Source organism: Acinetobacter sp. G11 (assembly GCF_049808495.1).
In the GTDB taxonomy this organism is placed as follows: domain Bacteria; phylum Pseudomonadota; class Gammaproteobacteria; order Pseudomonadales; family Moraxellaceae; genus Acinetobacter; species Acinetobacter kookii.
In genome coordinates, this window is the sequence record NZ_JBNCAT010000082.1 from 1 (window position 1) to 787 (window position 787).

At 37.0% G+C, this 787-nt stretch carries 1 protein-coding gene; it reads left to right on the forward strand.

Going from position 1 to position 787, the window contains the following annotated elements; genetic code table 11:
• The first annotated feature begins 58 nt into the window (after positions 1-58).
• Positions 59-760 (forward strand): IS1 family transposase, encoded by a 702-nt coding sequence (locus tag ACPUEY_RS14075; protein WP_004732697.1) that lies wholly within the window; start codon positions 59-61, stop codon positions 758-760.
• Positions 761-787: the final 27 nt, after the last annotated feature.

Consider the following 787-nt stretch of genomic DNA (forward strand, 5'->3'; position numbering starts at 1 on the left):
GGTGGTGTTTCAAAAAGTATGCTGAAAAAAACAATATGGCTTTTGATAAAATAGAGGTATGAAAATAACGCTACAAATCAAATGTCCTACCTGTCTAAGTAACAATATAAAGAGAAATGGCATCAAAGTAGATGGGAAACAAAACCATCAATGCAAAGATTGCAAACGTCAGTTTATTGGTGATCATGCATTAAGCTATCAAGGGTGTAACTCAGGTATTACCGGCAAGATATTACATTTAATGGTCAGAGGAAGCGGTGTAAGAGATATTGCTGAAGTCGAGCGTATCAGCATTGGCAAGGTATTACGAACCTTAAGTGAATCGATCTATCAGATTCAGCCTAAACAAAGCCACTACGAATGTCTTGAAGTCGATGAACTTTGGACTTTTGTAGGGAATAAGAAAAATAAACAATGGCTTATTTATGCCTACCATCGAGAATCTGGAGAAGTTGTTGCTTATGTTTGGGGTAAGCGGGATTTAGCAACGGTTCAACGTCTTAAAGCTAGACTTAAAAAGCTTGGGGTTCAATATGCTCGAATTGCGAGTGATCATTGGGATAGTTTTATCACAGCATTTCAATGTTGCAAGCAAGTGATCGGTAAGTTTTTTACCGTCGGTATTGAAGGTAACAATTGTAGAATTCGTCATCGAATCAGGCGTGGATTTAGGAGAAGTTGCAACTTTTCTAAAAAGCTCGAAAATCATTTTAAAGCCTTTGATTTGACTTTCTTTTACCTTAATAACGGATTTGTTTAACGCTAGCATACTTTTTGAAACACCACC